This window comes from Pusillimonas minor (assembly GCF_014237865.1).
Taxonomy (GTDB): domain Bacteria; phylum Pseudomonadota; class Gammaproteobacteria; order Burkholderiales; family Burkholderiaceae_B; genus Neopusillimonas; species Neopusillimonas minor.
Genome location: NZ_JACJUU010000020.1, coordinates 1 through 21,216, shown reverse-complemented (window position 1 = coordinate 21,216; position 21,216 = coordinate 1). Strand labels below are relative to the sequence as shown.

Annotated in this window: 19 protein-coding genes and 2 pseudogenes; 10 read left to right on the top strand and 11 right to left on the bottom strand. The window is 55.8% G+C overall.

The features are described 5' to 3' along the window. On the bottom strand, positions 1-142 hold a 142-nt coding region (locus tag GTU67_RS15730; protein WP_185780729.1), incomplete at its 3' end, for a transposase. Between the two features lie 317 nt (positions 143-459). Between GTU67_RS15730 and GTU67_RS14475 the strand changes: the two genes are divergently transcribed. Further along, on the top strand, positions 460-2,586 hold the full coding sequence (locus GTU67_RS14475; RefSeq protein ID WP_123661191.1) for a replication endonuclease: 2,127 nt from the start codon (positions 460-462) through the stop codon (positions 2,584-2,586). Positions 2,587-2,821: 235 nt separating this feature from the next. Here GTU67_RS14475 and GTU67_RS14470 read toward each other — a convergent pair whose 3' ends face one another. From GTU67_RS14470 to GTU67_RS15725, 7 genes and pseudogenes are all read right to left on the bottom strand, one after another. Next, the gene (locus tag GTU67_RS14470) at positions 2,822-3,364 is read right to left on the bottom strand and encodes a hypothetical protein (protein ID WP_199722945.1); all 543 of its coding nucleotides are present in this window, start codon (positions 3,362-3,364) and stop codon (positions 2,822-2,824) included. A gap of 167 nt (positions 3,365-3,531) precedes the next feature. Beyond that, a complete protein-coding gene (locus tag GTU67_RS14465) occupies positions 3,532-4,446 on the bottom strand; it encodes a ribose-phosphate diphosphokinase (protein ID WP_102071070.1) in 915 nt (304 codons plus the stop codon). Next, entirely contained in the window at positions 4,443-5,963 is a 1,521-nt protein-coding gene (locus GTU67_RS14460; RefSeq protein WP_102071069.1) for a thymidine phosphorylase family protein, read from the bottom strand. The genes GTU67_RS14465 and GTU67_RS14460 overlap by 4 nt, the downstream gene beginning before the upstream one ends. Beyond that, a complete protein-coding gene (locus GTU67_RS14455) occupies positions 5,960-7,345 on the bottom strand; it encodes an MBL fold metallo-hydrolase RNA specificity domain-containing protein (protein ID WP_123661193.1) in 1,386 nt (461 codons plus the stop codon). The genes GTU67_RS14460 and GTU67_RS14455 overlap by 4 nt, the downstream gene beginning before the upstream one ends. Then, positions 7,338-9,695 carry a heavy metal translocating P-type ATPase gene (locus GTU67_RS14450; RefSeq protein WP_123661194.1) on the bottom strand — a complete coding sequence of 786 codons (2,358 nt, stop codon included), beginning with the start codon at positions 9,693-9,695 and terminating at the stop codon, positions 7,338-7,340. The genes GTU67_RS14455 and GTU67_RS14450 overlap by 8 nt, the downstream gene beginning before the upstream one ends. Next, complete coding sequence (locus GTU67_RS14445; RefSeq protein ID WP_185780728.1) at positions 9,695-10,357, bottom strand: methyltransferase family protein; 663 nt, start codon at positions 10,355-10,357, stop codon at positions 9,695-9,697. The genes GTU67_RS14450 and GTU67_RS14445 overlap by 1 nt, the downstream gene beginning before the upstream one ends. A 157-nt stretch (positions 10,358-10,514) precedes the next feature. Further along, positions 10,515-10,661 (bottom strand): annotated as a pseudogene (locus GTU67_RS15725) (DUF2933 domain-containing protein); the annotation flags it as partial. Positions 10,662-11,241: 580 nt separating this feature from the next. On the opposite strand from GTU67_RS15725, the pseudogene GTU67_RS15460 reads away from it, so the two are divergent. The 3 genes and pseudogenes from GTU67_RS15460 to GTU67_RS14430 form a co-directional block, all read left to right on the top strand. After that, positions 11,242-11,512 (top strand): annotated as a pseudogene (locus GTU67_RS15460) (isoprenylcysteine carboxylmethyltransferase family protein); the annotation flags it as partial. A 233-nt stretch (positions 11,513-11,745) separates the two neighbouring features. Continuing rightward, positions 11,746-12,057: a heavy-metal-associated domain-containing protein gene (locus GTU67_RS14435; protein WP_185780727.1), complete on the top strand. Its 312-nt coding sequence runs from the start codon at positions 11,746-11,748 to the stop codon at positions 12,055-12,057. A gap of 99 nt (positions 12,058-12,156) precedes the next feature. Further along, positions 12,157-12,393, top strand: a complete 237-nt coding sequence (locus GTU67_RS14430) for a DUF2933 domain-containing protein (RefSeq protein WP_123661198.1) — start codon at positions 12,157-12,159, stop codon at positions 12,391-12,393. Between the two features lie 150 nt (positions 12,394-12,543). Here the strand turns inward: GTU67_RS14430 and GTU67_RS14425 are convergent, their stop codons facing one another. Both GTU67_RS14425 and GTU67_RS14420 read right to left on the bottom strand, forming a co-directional pair. Continuing rightward, positions 12,544-13,974, bottom strand: a complete 1,431-nt coding sequence (locus GTU67_RS14425; protein ID WP_346727030.1) for a Cu(+)/Ag(+) sensor histidine kinase — start codon at positions 13,972-13,974, stop codon at positions 12,544-12,546. Next, positions 13,975-14,658, bottom strand: a complete 684-nt coding sequence (locus tag GTU67_RS14420; RefSeq protein ID WP_123661199.1) for a heavy metal response regulator transcription factor — start codon at positions 14,656-14,658, stop codon at positions 13,975-13,977. A gap of 199 nt (positions 14,659-14,857) precedes the next feature. Here GTU67_RS14420 and GTU67_RS15555 point away from each other — a divergent pair, with 199 nt between their 5' ends. After that, a complete protein-coding gene (locus GTU67_RS15555; protein WP_158609129.1) occupies positions 14,858-14,974 on the top strand; it encodes a four-helix bundle copper-binding protein in 117 nt (38 codons plus the stop codon). Positions 14,975-15,075: 101 nt separating this feature from the next. On the opposite strand, the gene GTU67_RS14410 is transcribed toward GTU67_RS15555, so the two are convergent. Next, a complete protein-coding gene (locus GTU67_RS14410; RefSeq protein WP_123661200.1) occupies positions 15,076-15,276 on the bottom strand; it encodes a heavy-metal-associated domain-containing protein in 201 nt (66 codons plus the stop codon). Positions 15,277-15,585: 309 nt separating this feature from the next. Between GTU67_RS14410 and GTU67_RS15720 the strand changes: the two genes are divergently transcribed. From GTU67_RS15720 to GTU67_RS14385, 5 genes are all read left to right on the top strand, one after another. Then, positions 15,586-15,849, top strand: a complete 264-nt coding sequence (locus tag GTU67_RS15720; RefSeq protein ID WP_394342546.1) for a DUF2933 domain-containing protein — start codon at positions 15,586-15,588, stop codon at positions 15,847-15,849. Between the two features lie 75 nt (positions 15,850-15,924). Continuing rightward, entirely contained in the window at positions 15,925-16,896 is a 972-nt protein-coding gene (locus GTU67_RS14400) for a F510_1955 family glycosylhydrolase (protein ID WP_128354237.1), read from the top strand. Positions 16,897-17,286: 390 nt separating this feature from the next. Further along, on the top strand, positions 17,287-19,128 hold the full coding sequence (locus tag GTU67_RS14395) for a copper resistance system multicopper oxidase (RefSeq protein WP_123661201.1): 1,842 nt from the start codon (positions 17,287-17,289) through the stop codon (positions 19,126-19,128). 56 nt (positions 19,129-19,184) lie between these two features. Continuing rightward, positions 19,185-20,261, top strand: a complete 1,077-nt coding sequence (locus GTU67_RS14390; protein ID WP_185780726.1) for a copper resistance protein B — start codon at positions 19,185-19,187, stop codon at positions 20,259-20,261. A gap of 63 nt (positions 20,262-20,324) precedes the next feature. Next, positions 20,325-20,837 carry a cupredoxin domain-containing protein gene (locus GTU67_RS14385; protein ID WP_185780725.1) on the top strand — a complete coding sequence of 171 codons (513 nt, stop codon included), beginning with the start codon at positions 20,325-20,327 and terminating at the stop codon, positions 20,835-20,837. The last annotated feature ends 379 nt before the right edge of the window (positions 20,838-21,216 follow it).

Genomic DNA, 21,216 nt, shown 5'->3' with positions numbered 1-21,216 from the left:
CTGTGTTGCGGGCCTGCTTGCGCCAGTTGTATATCGTGGCTGTTGAAATGCCCTCCTCGGAGGCCAGATCATTGACGGTGCGGTTGTATGGCGCTTCCAGCTTGGCCAATATGGCTTCGCGCCGCTCGGGTGAATACTTCATGGGAACCTTCTCTCTGCCCCAGGTTGGAGATTCAAACTCTAACATCTGTAGAGGTTCCAACTATTCTGACAGCGGGGGCGGCCTAACCCACAAAAAAAGCGAAGCCACGAGGTTTGAGAGCGAAAGGCAGGCCGCCCTTGCAGTTCAACATGCCGTCTCGCTGATGAACAAGAAACCAATCCACAAATCCAACCGATAAAAAGAAAAAGCCCCAGCGTTAGCAGCGCCGGGGCTTTTAATCCACCCAAGGGTGGCAAAAACTGAACTTTGACGGGTTCAAAAACAAAACCAATGGAACAATCCAAGGGAAATGCGTTATGTCTTTATTGTATACAAACAAAAGCAGCAGAACAACAAACAACGTCGGCGAGAGCACAAATGTTTTGCTTGCGTTGGCGAAAGACAAAACCGCCGAACTGCTCAGCGAGCTGGATGAAGGCAGAGCGCAAGTCAATCACAGTATCCTAGAGATTGAGTGCAATCGGCTTAGGATAAACCCAAGGCTTAGGGCAGAGCTTCACAAGCACCTCAAGAAAACAAACCTGCATACAGCGCTTAAGGCCGCCCCAGTGCTCTGCGCTATTGACAAACTCAACCCCACCCCGCGCCACAATAAAAAGCTATTAGGAGTGCTCTTTAAAAATGGGGCAAACCAGGCGGCAGAGTTAATCAAAGCAGTCCAGCAGCACACCCTACCAGCCGCGCCAGCCATCGACATCAGCTATCAAAAAGCAAGGGCGCTAGCCAACTCGCTAGCAGAAGATTTTTTCATTCGCGGCTGGTCATACAAAGAGAAAATTGCCGACAAACTGGACAAGGAAGCCCAAGCGCAGTTTGAAGAAGACCTGCAAGAAGTGAAGCGCATTATCAACTACAAAAAACGAAAACAGACCGACGCACAGGGCTTCTATAAAAGAGCAAGCGAGCCAAAGTTTTGGGTAAAAAAAATACAAGCCCAGGCAAACCAAGCAGCCATACAGACCAGCAGAATTTTGCAGCAGATGGGCACAGGCCCAGGCCGCGAAGCTTACCTGCCAGGATACGTGATAGACAGAAAGCACGAGCAGATCGACATGATGAACGACTGGCTTGCCCGCAGCATCATCAGTTCTGGCGGCACAATCAAAACCCTGTTCGAAATCGCTTTCGAAGCGCCCGTCAGGCAATTCCACGAACTTCAAATCCGTATCCTTGCCCAAGCCAAACGCATGAAAAAACTTGGGTGCATAGCTTTCTTTGTGACCGTTACACCGCCATCACGCATGCACAGCGCGCGCCTGGCGAGATGGGGAAAGAACAAAGGCTTTAGCGAGCCAAACCCAAAATTCGACCCAGCCATCACACCCGGCTTAGCAGCCGACTGGCTGCAAAAAAGCTGGCAAAATTTCCGCGCGCTGATGAATGAGCACCAAACCCAATTCAGCTATTTTGGCGCTCAAGAACCTCATAAAGACGGCACGCCCCATAGGCATTACATCATCTACATCCGCATAAAAGACGAGAACATACTCGAACACTGTTTAAAAACAGCGTTTCTATACAGCGACGAGCCCGACGAGCCGGGCGCGCGAGAGCACCGCATCAAAATAGAGAAAGAACACACCAACGGCGGCGTTCAAAGTTACATCAGCAAACTACTTGCCTACCCCTTAAAAACGCTCAACACAGAAAAAGAAAAAAAGGGCGAAGAAACAAACGACCAAGGCGACAAACCAGCGGCTGAATCGCTCTTCAACAAAGCGATTGGCAAACGCACTTTTTACACAAGCGCAGACTTTGTCGGAATTTGGCGATGGCTTCGCGCATGTGATGAGGCAAGCGCTGAACGTTTCCCAGCCGAGATGAAGGCCGCCTGGCACGCCGCGCACGGGACAGGCAGTGAAACCACAAAACCAGAGCACTACCTAATCTTCCTGGAGTCTGGCGCGACGCAGTACAAACCAGCCTTCCGCATGGAAGACTACTATGACATCGAATATAAAACCATCGATGATTTTGACAGCTACGAGGAGTACAAAGACGCTTACTTAGAGTTCTGTCACACAGACGACTACTCCCTTGTGGCAAAGCTCTTCAAACGCAAACTGAACCGGTACGGCGAGCCAGCCAAACCAAGCCTAAACAAAGCGCCCCTTCTTTACAAAGCCAATAAAAACAGCCGCCCTACATTAATCAGCAGGAAGGTTAAGCACTGGGAGAAAGAGCACGATGAAGAAAGCACGGGCGAGCAAATCGCCGCGCTAATCAAGACCATAAAAGCCAGGGCGCAAGCCAAAAAAGAGGCAAAAAACTCAGAGAGCTTACAGTTATTTATACAGGGCCAAGGCGCGGAAACCCGCGCCAGTGCTGGCTTTGAGATTTCGACCGACCTAGAATCATGGCAAAACTCAGCAATTGACGCTGCCAACGCCGACTTCATGAGCCCCGCCCCGCCACCACACTGATTTTTGCCAGCAAAAACGCAGCATAAACGGCAAAAACAAGCAGAAATACAAGAGATTGCACCCGCAAAAAAGAGGTGTAGGAGAAAAATTTCGCCAAAAAAGGGACTTTAACCCGATTTTCAAATACCAAAGCAGCCAGACCAAACTACCCTAAACTACTTATGTGCGACCTCCCAGCCCAACACCATGGAATATAAAAATTCCTTTATTTCTTATAATGGAATATCTATATTCCTCAGAAAGTGCGATCATGCCCAAAAAACTGCCGCCCGGCCTTCACTGCGATTACGACGTCATCGATACGCTGAAAATCTGGGGGCAATGTGTCAGAACCGAGCGGCGAGGCGGGCGTCCCATCGGAGTTAAGCGTGTAGGCGTAGAAGTCGCTGACGAAGCGACTCAAGCCCGCGTCGGAACGGTCGTAGCGTGCCGCATGGGCTTCAGTCATGTTGCCGACCAGCACGTTGAGTGCATCGATCGCGGCAACGCAGTGCCCTTGTCCCATCATCCAGGCGCGGGTCACCCCGTCCAGCGCGTCCATCAGGAGGTACCCCGTGTACGCGGGCACCATGTTGAGTGAGCCGCCGGTATGACCTTCTGGTGTGGGTTTGAATTCGGCCGCGTCGAGCGCCGCGCCGTCGGTACGCACGCGGCGACCGTACGTCATGTGCGCGACCAGCCACATGCCGGCGCTCGTAAGACGGTCGGCCGCGGCGAGCTGCCGCCAGGCAGTGGCTGCATCCGGCGTGCGGCTACGGGCGACAAGCTCGTCCACCATCTGGCGCACCCGTATCTGAGTAAGCGGATCGTGGCGAATTACGCCATAGCCGGCAGCCCAGTGCGCAAACTCGGGGTCGGCCCGTCTATGAGCAGCTGCCAGTTCTACGATGCGCTGGCGTTCGGAGGCTGCCAGTTGATCGGAGGTACAACAGGTGAGATGCTGGTTTATGTATCCTCCCAGGAAACCGATGAAGAAGTCATTAGCGCCGAGGCGGCCGCCGCAAGGTCGGATCCAACCGAGATCGCGTTGGATGGATGGGCGATAGTGTCGGTGCTGGCAATGTGTTTAAGTCCGGCGTCCTGCAGACGTTCATAGGCGTTGCCGGCAAAGACGGGATGGATAGTGACTAGCACCGCTTCGCGTAACGCAAGGCGCTGTAAGTGCGTCACCGTCTCCAGAATCGTGTGACCCGATGAGACGATATCGTCAACCAGTACGGGGATGCGCCCTGCTACTGCTGAAGGATCCGGCAGGCTGACGCGAACGTCGTAATCACCATGCCGCTCCTTGTTTAGCACTTGATAGGGCAACTGCGCCTCTTGGGCAATGCGTGATACCCATTGCTCACTTTCACTATCAGGACCAATCAGTATAGCCTCGGGGATCGCCTGAGCGATCCAGCGCGACACGGCTGGCGTCGCCGAAACGTGAGCGACGGGAATACGATACAACGACTGCAGTTGCCGGATCCGGTGCAGGTGAGGATCCACGGTCACCAACCAATCAAAGGCCTCTTCCAGAAATCGAGCAAAGAGCGGCACACTGACCGCTTCGCCGCCGTGAAAGCGGGTGTCCTGGCGCATATAGGCCAGGTACGGCGCAATCAATCCGACCGAGCGTGCGCCAAACTCACGGGCAGTGTGGGCCGCAAACAGCAACGGCAAAGCCAGTGGATCTGGGTTGCGCAGCGTGGCCAAAATCGCCACATCCGCCCCTTCGAGGTCATCGTCTAACGTGACGAGCGACTCACCGTCGGGAAAGTGCCGCCAAGCTATTGGCGCCACGCGCGCTTGGAGATGTGTAGCGATGGTAGCAGCCAAGGTAGCGTCAGCGGGAAAAGGCATCAAAACTCGGGTCATGCGCCCTCCGTAGAAATTGAGAATGGCTGATTGATCCTAGCGTACTCCAGAGCATAGGCAAGCTCACCGCGCGATTGCGCGTGCACGGTAAAAAGGGGCTGGCCGTGCTGCACCGTATTGCCGACCCGCAACGCCGTTTCCAAACCGGCGGCGGGCGAAGTCGGCGCCCCGGCCAGCTTCGCAATACGTGCAAGGCGTCGATTGTCGATCGCTGTAATGCGCCCCTCCAAGGGGGCGGCGACATCGGCGGTTAATGCCGCCTGTGGAGGCTCTCGAAATCCACCTTGAGCCTCGCAGATGGCAAGGAACTTTGCCAGCGCTTGCCGGGAGTGCAATACCGCGCGCGCACGTTGGATCCCGGTGCCTGAGGCGCTTCCAGGGGCCAACTCGAGTAAGGCACCCGCCAAGGCAATCGCTCGCTCTTTGAGGTCGGCCGGCGCGTCGGCGTCATTGTTTAGGACTTTGAGAACATCCCGTGCCTCAAGAGCTGGCCCGATTCCCACACCCACCGGCTGTGTACCATCGGAGCGATAGATGCCCAACTGCAGGCCGACCGCCTCAGCCGTGTGGCGCAGACGTGCAGCTAGGCTGTCCGCTGAACTGTCGCTGCGGACCTTGGCGGTGGGCCCGACCGGCATGTCGATCAGCACATGCGTGGATCCGGCGGCGACCTTCTTGGACAGCACACTGGCGACCAATTGCCCGTCACTGTCGAAATCCAGCGGCCGTTGAATACGAATGAGAACATCGTCCGCAGGACTTAGGCGAACGTTCCCGCCCCAGACGATGCAACCTCCCTCGCGCTCGACCACGCGGCGCATCGCCGGTATGTCCAGCGAGACCGGCGCCATGACTTCCATCGTATCGGCCGTACCCGCCGGGGAGGTGATCGCCCGAGAGGACGTTTTAGGGATGAGATAGCCCAGCGCTGCAATAATAGCCACCACAATCGGTGTCGTGCGATTGCCGGGCAGCCCACCGACGCAGTGCTTGTCCAACACAGTGCCCTCCCCCCAGTCTAATCGCTGCCCGACGGAGATCATTGCGCGGGTTAACCCGGTGGTTTCTCCATGGTCGAGGCGTTCACCGGCACTAGCTGAGACGAAGGCCGCCAACTCTAGATCAGAGAGACGACTTTCTACCACATCCTCTACCAGCGTGAGGTATTGTGCATCGTCCAGACGCGCCCCGAAGACCTTGGCACGCAACGCTCCAGCCGAAGCGGCAGGCGCAGGGTGTCGAACGGTTGCCCGCGCGTCGACGTCCGGCTCTAGGATGTTCCAAGCAGCCTCAGACAATGCCACTTCATCAAGGGCAATCTGTTCGTTCACCACCACATTTAATGTTGCGGTCAAGAACCGGTCGCCCACCTGTATCCGAACTCGGGTCATGGCAACAAAGCCTTCAGAGCGGCACACTTCGCAATCGCGGTGCATATACGCGATCGGCTGTTGATAGGTATCAATACCGGCACGGGTAACTCGCAAGGATGTATGGCTTGACGCAGATACAGTCATCGCACTGCCTCCAGCTCCACGCGTTCCAGGTGTTCCGGCACACGCGCTTGCCAGCCTAGTTCTCGCTGAATGCTGATCCGCAGCGTGTCGGCAGCATCCGGTTCGCCATGGGTGACGTACACCATGTGCGGTGCCGAAGGCGCAGTCCGCATCCAGTCCAGCAGTTCGGTGGCGTCGGCATGGCCAGAAAATCCCTGCAGCTGCACCACTTCGGCGCGAATAGGAACGTCGCGACCGAACATACGCAGTGTGCGGACGCCCGCGGCAAGTGCGGCGCCTCGCGTGCCGCCTGCCTGATAACCCGACAGCAGGATCGCGTTTCGGTAATCAGATCCGAAGGCCTCGATATGGTGCAGCACGCGACCACCGGTGGCCATGCCGCTGGCCGAGATAATAATCATCGGCACACGGCGTCGGTCAAGCGCTTTCGATTCGTCGACGCTGTTGACGAAAGTCGCCAGCTCGTACATGCGCTGGCAGTCCTCGTTGGATACGTGGTGTTCGTCATGATGCGCGTGGTAGTGTCGGGTCGCATTCACTGCCATTGGGCTGTCAAGGTAGACCGGCAACGATGGGATCTCGCCCCGCTGCTGCAGCCGCGCCAAGTGCAGCATCAGCGCCTGCGCGCGACCTACAGCAAACGCAGGTATGACAATCACCCCGCCGCGAGCAGCCACTCGACGCACGATAGGCCCAAGCTCCGCTTCCTGGTCCACGTTTACATGTGATCGATTGCCATAAGTGGATTCGCAGACCAACACGTCACAGCCGGGAAGCGATGAGGGGGGATTCATGAGCGATTCGTGTTGCCGCCCCAGGTCCCCGCTGAAGTGCAGGCGTCGGCCTTGCACATCCAGGCTGATATGGGCGGCGCCCAGAATGTGGCCAGCTGGGTGGAATCGGGCCTGGATGCCGGGTGCGACCTCGATATCGAGCTCGTAGGCGTGTCCTTGCAGCTGGCGCAGGCTTTGCCTCGCGTCGCGCTCGGTATAGAGCGGGAGGGGCTCCTTGTGCTTGGAAAAGCCTTTGCGCGCCGCGTATTGCGCCGCCTCTTCGAGCAAGTGTCCGCTGTCCGGGAGTAATAGACCGCACAGGGCTACAGTCGCATTGGTGCAGTGGATACGGCCACGAAAACCTTGTTTAACCAGTGCAGGCACGTATCCCGAATGGTCCAAGTGAGCATGGGTAAGTACTAGGGCGTCGATTGATGTGGGGTCGACGGGAAACGGTGCCCAGTTGCGATCACGCAACTGCTTGTAGCCTTGGAACAGACCGCAGTCCACGAGCACGCGGCGCCCGTTGGCTTCCACAAGATACCGGGAACCAGTCACAGTGCCCGCAGCGCCTAAAAACTGGAGAGTAGGTCCAATATTGTTATTCATGAGTGCCCCGATCAGGGGCGAGCGGCGAGCCCGCAGCGTTGAGAGGCGAGGAAGAGGATGTTGCGGCGGCACTACGCGGAGCCAGCCGGACCCGCCGTAGCAGCAGCGCGTTGAGAGCCACGATGACTGAACTACCCGACATCGAAAGAGCAGCAACCTCGGGTGACAGCGTAAAGGGGTACAGCACGCCGGCTGCCAACGGAAAGGCGAACACGTTGTAGCCGACCGCCCAGGCCAGGTTCTGGTGCATCTTACGCAGCGTCGCTCGGGCTACGGTAATCGCTCGGACAACGTCGTGCGGATCGCTGCGCATCAGGACGATGTCCGCGCTGTCGATAGCCACGTCCGTACCGGCGCCGATTGCAAAGCCGACGTCGGCCTGCGTAAGTGCCGGGGCGTCGTTGATGCCGTCGCCGACCATGCCGACCTTGAGACCCTGCGCTTGCAGCTTTTTGACTTCGTCGGCCTTGCCCCCAGGCAACACATCAGCCAGCACGATATCGATCCCGAGATCTCGAGCCACGCGCTCGGCGGTCGGCCGGTTGTCGCCAGTGATCATGGCGACCTTTATGCTGCGCCGGTGCAGCTCATCGATCGCTGCGCGCGACGTCTCACGAATCGCGTCAGCAATTGCAATAAGACCAACGAGCTGACCACCGACCGAGGCAAAGATTACGGTGCGACCTGCGCCGGTTAGGCGTTGCGCGTCGACTTCCAACACGCCAAGGTCGATACCGTGTTCTACCATGAGCAGGCGGTTGCCAAGCAACACCTGCACGCCGTCGACCACACCCATGGCGCCTTGCCCATCGATGTTGGTGAAGGCAGTGGCGCGTTCTGAGATCGGACCGGCCCGCTTCAGGATGGCCTGTGCCAGCGGATGCTCGGAGTGCGATTCCACAGCAGCGGCGACCGCGAGCAGCCGGTCCTGCGTCCAGCCCGCTGCGATGGCCATGTCGACGACCTCCGGGGCGCCCACGGTTAGAGTGCCAGTCTTGTCGAAAATCACGACGTCCAGCCGGGCGCTTTTCTCGATGGATTCCGCATGCTTAAAGAGGATGCCGTGGCGGGCTCCTAACCCCGTCCCAATCATGATCGCCATGGGTGTCGCTAATCCAAGCGCGTCCGGACAAGCGATTACAAAAACGGTAATCGTGAGCGTGAGAGCAAAGAGCAACGGCTGGCCCAACCACCAGAACCACACGGCGAACGTCCCCAAGCCGATCACGATGGCTGCAAGCACGAGCCATTGCGAGGCGCGGTCGGCGAGCAACTGGGCGGGCGCCTTGGAATTCTGTGCGTCCTGCACAAGTTTGATGATCTGTGCGAGCGCGGTGTCACTGCCGATTTTGGTGGCGCTGTAGGTAAACGCGCCACTCTTGTTGATCGACCCAGCGACCACGAGTGCGCCTGGATCCTTGCGCACAGGCATGGATTCTCCGGTCAGCATCGACTCATCGACCTGGGAGCTGCCTTCCGTCACAACCCCGTCAACAGGGACTTTTGCACCCGGGCGCACGACCACTAGGTCTCCGACCAACACCTCCGCGGTCGCCATCTCAATCTCTTGACCGCTGCGTCGCACAACGGCGCGCGGCGGTGAGAGCTTCAGCAGGGCCTTCATCGCATCCGAAGCACCGGCGCGGGCCCGCATCTCGAGCCAGTGACCTAGCAGGACAAAAGTGAGCAGGACGGCGGACGCCTCGAAAAAGTTGGGACCGTCGAAGAGAAACGTTGAAGCTATACTAAACCCGTAGCCGGTGCCGACGCTCAGTAGCACCAGCACCGCCATGTCGAGAACGCCGCGCCGCAGCGAGCGAACCGCGGCGGCGAAGAATGGCCACCCGGGATACAGCACCCCGCCGGTCGCCAGCAGGAATAGCCAGACATTCTCTCGCAGACCGAAAGGAACGGGCGGCGGTTCCATCATGCCCATCGGCGACCATAGGAATACCGGGATCGCAAAGGCGAGCGCGACCAGAAAGCGGCGGCGCATATCGCGGGCTGCGGCATGCAAATCGTTTCCGTGGTGCATGCCGGCGTGCGCGTCATGGGCCTCCGCATGCGCGCTGTGCGGCTGCTTACGCCCAACTTCTGGCGTCGGCTCGGCATCTTGCCCCACCGCCTCACAATCGAATCCGCATTTCCTGATCGCGGCGGCGACCGCCCCAGTCGAGAGACTAGTAGGATCAAAGGACACTTGCAGGCTCGCATTGGCGTAGTTGGCGGATACTGCGGTGACGCCTGGTACGGCCGCGACTACTTTCTCTAGGGTGCGCGCGCATCCGGCGCTCACCATGCCGCCAATAGGCCAAGTGCGCGTCCTCGCCGCTGTTTTATGGACAGGCATCAAAGTTCCCCTTCGTGTGAATCATGAGCTCGCCGGCGTCGAGGCAGGAATGCGGGCACCTCGCGCATGTAGCGGGCGTAATCGTCGCCAAAACGAGCCAAACTGTCGCGCTCCTCACGCCGAGCCAACCGCGCATAGGCCCACAGCAGCACGGGGTAGAAGATAATCGTGATCAACGTCGGCCACTGTAGTAAGAATCCAGTCACCACTAGGGCAAACGCCACGTATTGCGGATGGCGGATGCGTGCGTAGATGCCCTCCCGCGCGACCCGACCCTCGCGCTGTGCCTGGTACAAGATCGGCCAGGCAGACGCCAGCAGCCAGAACCCACCGCCCATCAGCACGAAACTCGCCAAATGAAACGGCCCAAAATGCGGGTTGGCGCGCCATCCGAACCACATTTCAAGCAAGTGCCCTGCGTCATGGCTGAGCCAGTCTACTTGTGGATAGGTCGCGCTCAGCCAGCCGGACAGCAGGTAAAGCGTGAGCGGAAACCCGTACATCTCAGCAAACAACGCCACGACAAACGCCGAGAACATCCCAAACCCCCGCCAATCCCATCTGGTCAACGGCTTATAAAAGCTCCAAGCGAAGAAGATAAAGAATGCTGCGTTAATGGCGGCAAGGAGCCATAGGCCATATTCGCCTTGAGATTCATGCATGTCAGTGCCTTCCTGAAGATATATCGGAGCTGTCCTTCGATGAAGCGCTATCGCGCATACTGGCATGTCCGCCATCGGGCGGGCGATCCGCTTTGTTCTCGTCATCATCACGACCGTGGTCACCATGACCGCCGTGCATGAACTTATGCATTAAGGGACACAGCAGTAGAAGGCCCAGCGGCAACCAGCGCAGCGATCCCGCGAGATGAGCACGGTGCTCCGCAATTAGGTAAAACGCTGCCAGCGCTAGGAAGACCCAGAGAGTCCAGCGCCGGCGCTTAGGCGAGGTGTGGTTGATAGACATGGAAGTGCCCTCTGCGAATGGCGCCGGGATGGCGAGCAGTTTTGGAAGGAGTCGATATCGACGTAAGGCTTACATTTGTAGCAATTTCATTGCGTTTGGCCCGGATGCGCCTCGGGTCTTCATCGCCTAGACTGGCGGTTCGTGCGCGCACACTGGGTTCGCACGGTCGAAACCGGCTTGAGCCATGTGGGTCATACTTCCCTGCTCCCTCGTGCGATCCGAAGTAACGGCGGCTCAAGTACGTACCGCTCTGCTTAATCTTTCTCGAGATGCCCGACGTTGAAACGACCCACTCGGTTAGTCGTTTCATGCGCACATCTCCTAATTAGTTCGAAGTTGAAATCCGGCAAGCCCGGCGCGGTATGGACTGAATTGCACTGAACAACGGTTTCAATATATTTAAGCGCCCCTTTCAATCCGATGACTCCACAATTACATTTTTGTAATCACAACAAACAGAACCACTCGTTTGAGGTGGACTTCCACGAACAGATCAAGCATCAAAGCGCTTATTCACGGCTTGGTGAAGCCCGTTTGTCCTCGTTTTAACCGTGCTGAATCGGCCTACGGGCTATAGTCACTGGTGATTCTCTACTCTGCGACCTCCGCTTTCGGTTTTTTCAAATCGACCACCGGGCGAGACTGGCGAACATTCAAGGCGTTTACGGCATTCGTTGTAGCTTTGTTCGTGGAAATGTATGGCTTCCCACTGACGCTTTACCTGTTCTCAGGATGGCTTCAGAAGCGCCTCCCAACCGACGAGCCACTGTCGCACGACGGTTGGCCACTCGTGGTCGACGCTGTTCGAGTCGAAAGTAGATCTGCACTTCGGTGAGTTGCACACGACTAGCTAGTTTTTCCTGGAATATGGTTTCTATCTGCTGTCCGGCTTGGAGCGCGCCGAAATCGATCGCTATCCGGAACCGGGATAGAATCGGTAGCGATATTGCTTGACCTTGTCACGATGGGAAGGTTTATCTTGTTATTGGCAGAACGCAATGTGGGACTGCCGGGTAGAGGAAACCGAGGCGACCTACCGGCTCACCCTACCCTTCGGATCGAATTGACACCTAAGGAGTAACGTATGGAACAAATCGAATTTAAGGTAGCAGGAATGACTTGCGGCGCCTGCGTCGCCCGAGTGACCCGGACACTTCTCAGCATACCTGGGGTGCGTAACGCGGAGGTGGACCTTGCGCGGGGCATGGCGCGCGCCCAAGTGGACGACATCGCTGCGGTACAACCTGCCTTGCTACAGGCTCTCGCGGCGGCGGGCTACCCTTCTGAGCCGCTGACCGGCAGCGCAGTCAGTGTGAAAGGCACTCAAGGAGCCGCCCCGGGGGGCTCTAGCAGCGACCCTCGAGCAAACCGCGGGGGATGCTGCTGCGGGCACTGAGCCTGGCGAAGTAGTTGGTCGATATTTCGCCGAACACGCTGATGGCCTCCCGTATCCTAGAAAGACTAGACTCAGCCATCCCAATTGGAGATCCTACACATGAACCATCATCCGTCCGACCCCGAGCACCTGCGGCCATCTACCTCGTTTTGGGCGCGTCCGGGGGCCAAGGCTTGGATTTCCCTCGTCCTAGTGACGGGTTTTTACCTACTGCGGGAGCATTGGGGGCATATCGCCGGTTGGTGGCCTTATTTACTCCTTGCAGCCTGTCCGCTGATACATCTGATGCGTGGGCACGGCGGACACCAACATGGCAATTCGAGCGAACCAGATTGACGCAGCGCGACGAAACAACCGAAGGTAAATATGATCGCTGCTGCTGGCAACGGTGACTATCCGCCCGAGGAGGCGGCGATAACGTCGCCGCTAAAGCGCCCAGTGCGTAGTTACCTTTCAGAACCGCCAGTCGATCTACTTACTTAATAGTTAACTGTTGTAAGTCGCGCGATCTCGATCCCGAGGAAGTTTGATCTCAAAAACTATTTGCCCATCCTCATTTTTTGCAGTAATGGTGCCGCCATGTGTGTCAATAATCGATTTGACAATGGCTAGGCCTAAACCGGCTCCGTCGCCCTTACGTTGGCGTGAAGGATCCGCGCGGTAAAATCGGTCAAACAATCTGGGAAGATGTTCGGAATTAATCATTAGCCCCGGGTTTTTTACACAAATAATCACCATATCGTTGCTGTTCACTGCTAGTGAAACTGTGACTGCGCGCCCCTCAGGGGTATAGCGTATGGCATTAGATAAAAGATTGGTCAGGGCGCGGCGTATCATCAAGCTATCGCCCTGAATACGTAAGACTGGTCCTTCGCGTATCAATGAAACAGAGCGTTCTTCAGCCCATGCCTCGAAGTAATCAAATAGACCTTGCACTTCCGCAGCCAGATTCACACTGACCAGCTCAGGTTTGAGCTGGTTATTATCGGCTTGCGCCAAAAACAGCATATCTGCGACCATTTTGGCCATACGTTCGTACTCTTCCAGATTCGAATACAGAATTTCGCGATACTGCTCAATGCTACGTGCTTGGGATAGGGCAACTTCCGTTTGTGTCTTCAAATTGGTGATCGGGGTACGCAGTTCATGGGCGATATCAGCCGAAAAATTGGAGAGCCGTCGAAAGACCCCTTCAATTCGCTCGAGCATGTCGTTAAACGACATCGCCAACTCGGTCAATTCGACTGGTACTGTCTCAGGGGCGAGTCGGATATGCAATTGATCTGATCTAATGCGTCTGATTTCCTGGCTAATGCGTCGAATTGGCGCATGGCCTTGATAAACAGCAAACCATGTCGCCAAAATCGCAATCAAGCACGCCGCCACGGTAATAATTCTCAGGTAGCTACGGAAGCTTTCAAGATAGTGCAAATGGAAATTGATCTCGGTGGCAACCGCTATGGTTAAGGGCTTTCCGTCTGGAAAGCCCTTTTGCATGAGCTGCACAACAGCACCTCTGTAGGTTTGTCCCTTATCTCGCCAGATTTTTACCGAGTCAAGATCTATCGTGTCCGTAATGGGAGCCAATCGTGCAAAACCATCAAGATTCGAATTAGGCGTAGCGTAAATCACATTTCCGGTAAGGTCCGAAATGCGAAACTGCGCATTATGGTGACCTGATATCGCCGCGGCCAACTGTTGCCTCAGCGCATTTGGTTCTTGACTGGCTGGCGGTCCGGAAAGTGACTTCGCCAGAGATTGAACAACAGCATTAAGTTCATCAACATCCTGCTGAACAAAGTGGCTATTAATGGATCGTTCGACCATCCATCCAAACGTAAGAAGCACCACCGTTATGACTGCTCCGATGGATATCGTCAGGCGCAGGGCCAGGGACACGGGACGACGTGCCATCATTCAGTTCGCGCTGCTGACATCAAGCATGTAACCCATGCCGCGAACGGTATGGATTAGCTTGGGTTCAAAGGCGTCGTCGATTTTAGCGCGCAGGCGCCGAATCGCCACGTCAATGACATTGGTATCACTGTCAAAATTCATGTCCCATACTTGGGAGGCTATCAGGGACCGTGGCAATACCTCGCCTTGGCGGCGCACCAACAGTTCGAGCAACGCGAACTCTTTGTTGGTTAGATTAATGAGTACCTCTTGCCGCGTTGCTCGCCGACGAGGGATGTCCAGCACGAGGTCGGCCACTTGCAATTGATCATGAAAGATTGACATGGTTCCTCGGCGCAGTAAGGTACGCACTCGCGCGAGCAGTTCCGAGAAAGCAAAAGGCTTAATCAAATAATCGTCGGCACCCAGCTCCAGGCCCTTGACCCGGTCTTCCACGCTATCGCGCGCCGTCAAGAACAATACTGGTGTAGTCGATTTCGCTTCGCGCAAGGCTTGAAGAATACGCCAACCGTCAACATCCGGCAGCATGACATCCAGGATGATCAAATCATAGTCTTCAGTCAGCGCAAGGTGATGCCCGTCCAGGCCCGTACGAGCCAGATCGACCACAAATCCAGACTCCATCAAGCCTTGGCGCACATACTCGCCGGTTTTTATCTCATCTTCAACGACGAGTAGTTTCATGGGTCACTCCTGCAAATTCCTTCTGTTTTGCGCCTGAATCAAAGGCGGCGCTCTGACCCGGCATCGTCAGAATTCATAGCAAGACTCTACCCGCGCGAAGCTGACAGCACGATGACTGGAGAATTACAAAATTGTAATCTGCCGATTGCAGACAAGTTTCTCTTGAACAGCGGAGCGGCGGTGAATTTGCTCAAACGTTGTGCAGGAATGTGCGAGCATCTGCGAAGCATGCGTTCAAGAATGTAGTCAGCATCAGATGAAGCATTATCAGCATCGCGCCGAAGCGTGTCGAAAATGCGTAGAAGTGTTTGAGTAAATGGCTCACTGAGCGCTGATTGAAGACGACCTACCCCCTAACCGAAAAGGTCGAAGTGAACTGGGAAAATCAGGGCCAGTCCGTTTAATGTATCTGACCCATTAAGCCTTGAGCACCGGCGTATATCCGACCTCTCGAATGGCGCGTTCGATGACATCCAGATTGGATGACCCCTCCACACGGACCAAATGTTGGGAAAGATCAATGTGAACGGATGCCGTCGGGACGGTTTCCTTAACGGCACGAGCGATCGTATCCACGCAATGGCCACACGTCATATCCTTCACTTCAAACTCAATCATTGCACTCTCCTAAAGTAAAAGACACCTTAAACCTTCCTACGGTAGCAATGTCAAGCCAGCCCTTAGCTATATTTACCCGTATTACTAAATTATTGTCCGAGTTTCTCCAGGCAATCAAGAGGACACCATCTCTACTTCTGTGACAGTAACGAAAAATTTCATCATCACGATCAAGCAGTGAGCAAACATGACAAATATGTAATGAGAGCGCAATCGGACTGACAGCCTGGGTTCGCTACAGTGCATTGGGTACTACCCCTTTATCACTGTCGGGTAGATCTGAAGCAACCTGCCTATTTGAAGGAAACGATGATGAAATGTGATGTAAAAACCATGCTGAAGGCGGCTCTTGGCCTAGCTGTCGCCATTGCCGTGGCGTACGCGACTTTTCCCGCCGCCCGTGAATGGCTTACCGCCAGCGCCCCATTTTTGTTCTTTCTAATTTGTCCCTTGATGATGTTTTTCATGATGAAAGGTATGCACTCCTGCGACAAGGACCAAAGGGCGGGAAAAACCCAAGCCGACCAAGCTCCCTCCACACCATCGGTCGGACACTCGCCGCTCAAAGACTAGCCGGCTCGCAGCCGTCCTACCCTACCCATAGCGGACTCCTGATGGGGTAGCACTTAGATTTACGGATATCACGTGATGAGTTCTAAAACGATTTTTACCAGCCTGGCGGCAACAAGCGTTGGCACGCTATTGATGTTCGGCGGAATCGGCGTAGCAACCGCAAGTACCGATCCATCCGTAGCCGATGTACAAGCCATAATGACTTTGGCACAGGCTGCGCCGATTGAACTCACGCACGTGCACGGGCTTGCCTATAGCACAGACGGTAAACAGTTGCTGATCCCGAGCCATCATGGCATCGCGGCGTATTCGAATGGTCAATGGACAAAGATGGCCGGCCCCGAGCATGATTACATGGGATTCGCCACCACCCGCGGGGCGTTTTACAGCAGCGGGCATCCCGCAACAGGCTCGAAGCTAATTAATCCGTTCGGCCTCATCAAGAGTACGGATGCGGGAAAAACCTGGCGACAGTTGGGGCTGGAAGGAGAGTCCGATTTTCATACCTTGGCCACAAGCTATGAAACCGATGCGGTGTACGTCCTGAATTATGGGCCTAATACCCGGATGCCCCAAGCTGGGCTGTATATGACTCAAACAGACGGCCTGGCATGGACGCGGGCAGCCGCTAACGGCCTAAGGGCCAAAATTAATAGCTTGGCGGTGCACCCGCGCGATGTCAACGTCGTTGCCGTGGGCGCTGCCGACGGGTTGTACTTGTCTCGTGACGCGGGCAACCATTTTGAGCCATTGGTCCAGAGCGCGCAGGTACTTGCGCAGTGGTTCGATCTGGATGGCGAGCACCTCTGGGTTAGCAGTTATGCAAATGTCCCCGTGCTAAGTCGCATGGACCTGAAGGACGGCGGAGTTATAGAAAAAATCGAGCTTCCCGCACTAGATGAAGACGCGGTGGCCTTTATTGCTCAAAACCCTACCCGCCACGAAGAACTTGCGATCGCGACCTTCAAGCGTAGCGTCTATATCAGTCAAGATCGTGGTGCGACCTGGCTACAGATTGCTAAAGGTGGCACGACGCTCGATAAGTAATCTCCTGACATCGTATCGTTTGGCATTCACATAGCGTAAAGCAATTTGAGTAGTTTCATGAGTAATAAACTGATAAAAATCATTGTGATCGCACTGGCGGCGATTGGACTCATAGCCGTTTTTGCTTTTGTCGGCATGGGAGCCATGATGTTTTGGATGATGGGCACTTAACGCGAGCGTTACACGCTTAAGTGCCTCCCTGCTGCCAGTATCGAAAATGCAACCACACAGCCCAACCTGAAGAATACCTATGCATTACAAAAATGTAATGCCGGCGTCATTGGGCCGACATGCACATTTCGTTAAAGTGCTAGTCATCAATTTAATTTGAGGCTTTGATCATCGAAGGATGATTGATGTCTGCCTCTTTCGACTTTGGGATACGCTCACGTGAAACACCTGCTACCGTCCTCGCTTGCACTACCTATACTGCCCCGTCGCCGATTCGTTCAGGGCCTAGCGGCCGGCGGCGTATTGTTGGGCTTATCGCCCTTTGCCCGAGCTGCTGGGAGTCCGTCCGCCAAGACGAGCACCGGCTCAGCCGCTGTGCTGACGGGGACCGAGTTCAACTTGGAGATCGGTGAATCGCCCGTCAACTTCACCGGCAATCCACGCATGGCGACAACAGTCAATGGCTCGCTTCCTGCGCCTACCTTACGCTGGCGCGAAGGCGATACGATCACTATTCGCGTCAAGAACCGCCTCAAGGAAGCCACCTCCATTCATTGGCACGGTATCATCCTGCCCTTCCAAATGGATGGCGTGCCAGGTATCAGTTTTGCGGGCATCGCCCCAGGGGAAACGTTTACCTACCGATTTAAAGTCGAACAAAGCGGCACGTACTGGTATCACTCGCACTCAGGGATGCAGGAGGCGACCGGCGTTTATGGGGCGATCATTATCGACCCGGCACAAACCGACCCCATACGCGCGGATCGGGAGTACGTCGTTCAGCTCTCTGACTGGACCGACGAGGACCCGATGCGAGTCCTGTCCAAACTCAAGATGCAAGGCGACTACTACAACTACAACCAACCCACCGCCATTGATTTCTTCCAGGATGCCTCGCGAGATGGCCTAAAAGCGGCTATCGATAAGCGCAAGATGTGGAACGAGATGCGCATGAGTCCGACCGATCTTGCGGACTTATCGGCCAACGTGTTGACTTACCTGATGAACGGCACAACGCCAGCGGGCAACTGGACTGGGCTATTTCAACCTGGAGAACGTGTGCGGCTGCGCTTTATCAACGGCGCAGCAAACACTTTCTACGATGTGCGCATACCAGGGCTGAAGTTAACAGTTGTTCAGGCGGACGGCGTCAATGTAGAACCGGTAACCGTTGATGAGTTCCGGTTCGGGCCAGGAGAAACCTACGACGTATTGGTGCAGCCGAAGGACGACGCTTACACCGTTTATGCGCAGGCCATGGACCGCACCGGATATGCCCGTGGCACGCTGGCTACGCGTGCTGGTCTCGAGGCGCCCGTGCCCGCGCTTGACCCTGTGGAATGGCTCACCATGGCGGACATGATGGGTGCCATGGGTGGCGGAATGTCGGGAATGAGCCATGGCGCGTCTGGTCAGTCGCCGATGAGCGGTATGGACCACGGCAATATGGCAGGGATGAACCATGGCAGCATGCAGGGAATGAATCACGCGGGCATGACGGGTATGAATCATGGCGCGATGGCAGCAGCCGGCGCGAGCACCCAAGTGCGCCACGCCAAGACCGAGTATGGCCCAAGTATCGATATGCGGGTCGACATGCCGCGCACCAACCTGGACGATCCCGGCATTGGGCTGCGCAACAACGGCCGCAGAGTATTGACGCTATCGGACTTGCACACCGTGGGTGGCGCGATGGATCCGCGCGGTGCAGAGCGTGAAATCGAGCTGCACCTCACCGGCAATATGGAGCGCTATACCTGGTCGTTCGACGGCGTTGAATATGGAAAATCGACGCCAGTCCATTTCCGCTACGGCGAGCGGGTCAGAGTCATATTGCACAACGACACCATGATGACGCACCCGATGCACTTGCACGGTATGTGGAGTGAGCTGGAGGCCCCCGACGGCAGCTTCCAAGCTCGCCGTCACACAATTCCGGTGCAGCCGGCGCAACGCATCAGCTTTCTCGTGACCGCCGATGCACTGGGTCGCTGGGCTTGGCACTGCCATCTGATGCTGCATATGGATGCGGGGATGTTTCGCGAAGTGGTGGTGGCATGAGCTCAATAATCGAGAAAAAGGAAATCTTGACCGTGAATACCCATATAAGAAAACGCATGCTTGGAGTCGCCATCGCAACGCTCGGTGCAACTCCGCTTTTTGCCTACGCCCAAGCGCACGACGCCCATAGCGGCCATACCGCCATGCCGGCCAGCTCGGCGCCTGCCGATGCAGCAAGCATGCCTGGCATGGATCACAGCAAAATGAGTATGCCTGACATGGACCATGGCACCATGAATATGAAGCCAACCTCCGCGCCTAAGCCAGCAGAGGCCATGCCGGGGATGAACCATGGCCAAGCCAACACAGCGCCACCTGCGCCTGCTCACGATATGGGAGCAATGAATACGAGCGGTGGAGAAATGGACCACGGCGATATGCAGATGCAAGGCGGATCGGCGCCACCCGATGCCCGCGATCCGGATGCTTACTCCGATGGCTACGTGCGTAACGCGGGCAAGTATGCATTACCACCCTCAAATGCGCTGATCATGTCGGACATGCACAACTTCGGTTCGGTCTACTTCGACCGGTTGGAGTACGTCAGGGCGCGAGGCGAAGAATGGGCGGCCTACGAAGGGGAGGCCTGGTACGGCAGCACCTATAACCGCGCCGTCATTAAAGCGGAGGGCGAAGTGGCGAGCGGCAAGTTGCAGGAATCCGAGACGCAGCTCCTGTGGCGCCATGCGGTTTCAACGTTCTGGAATACGGAACTGGGCGTACGATTCGACCATGCACAGGGCGCGCCAAACCGAGAATGGCTGGCATTCGGCTTTAATGGGCTTGCGCCTTACTGGTTTGAAGTCGATGCCACCGCCTATGTCGGCCCCAGCGGTCGAACTGCGCTAGGCCTAAGCGCAGAGTACGACATCTTGCTTACCCAGAAACTGTATCTTCAACCAAGCGTAGAGGTCAACTTTTACGGTAAGAACGATCCAGCGCGAGAGATTGGAAGCGGGCTATCGGATGGCACGGCCGGTCTGCGTTTGAAGTACGAAGTCACGCGTCAGTTTGTTCCTTACGTTGGCGTGGAGTGGTCCAGCAAATTCGGAAAAACGGCGGATTACGCGCGCGCGGCGGGCGACTCCAAGCAGGAAACCCGTTTCGTGGCCGGTTTGAGCTTTCGGTTTTAACTGTTGTACCAGGGAACATCAAGCCTGATGCTCTTATTTTTCCCTTATCCAAAAGTGGTTTTCATGAAAAAGACACTATCTGTACTGATATTAAGCACGTTACCCGCCCTGGCATTAGCCGCCGGAAGCCATGGTGGAGGTCATGAAATGAAAGACGGCACCATGATGCAAGGCCATGATATGTCCAGCATGAACCACGGCGATTCAGCTGTGGGACAACCTGGCGATGCCGCCAAGGTCACGCGTACGATCGAACTCGTCATGGACGACACCATGCGTTTTTCTCCAAGCCAGTTCAACGTCAAGCCTGGCGAGACGGTCCGTTTTTTCATGAAAAACAACGGTAAGATTCCTCATGAAATGGTGATCGGCTCCGTTGCAGAACTCAAAGAGCATGCCGCCATGATGCAAAAAATGCCGGGGATGAAACATGCTGAGCCCAATATGATCACGGTCAATCCTGGCCAAAAGGGTGGTCTCGTCTGGCAGTTTCCTCAGGCCGGAACCGTTGACTTTGCCTGCCTTCTTCCTGGTCACATGGAGGCGGGCATGATCGGTAAGGTAAAAGTCGGATAAGGCGACGTAAAGACAGTGCCTAATGGCTTGATTATCCATCCACTTCGTGATGGGTTACCAGGCACAGCAGCAACAATACGTTCCCCCAGAGCGGCAGCACTGCATACAGTGCTGCCAATTGCTTATTTAACGATTCTAATCAGAGCCGATCCGGCGACAAAAGGCGAATCACGCTCTCGCACTATCTAAATATTTTGGGTATACGGATTTAATGGTTGATGGGGCACCTTCACCCCATCAATCGTAATGCTCCGGCCTGTACCGTCTTGACCGCGCGGGCTCAACAATCCATTCACAATTAAAATCGGCCTTCACCTCTTACCGACATTTAGGCCCGATATGGATCATGAGACCATCAATCGCAATTTAATTATCATTT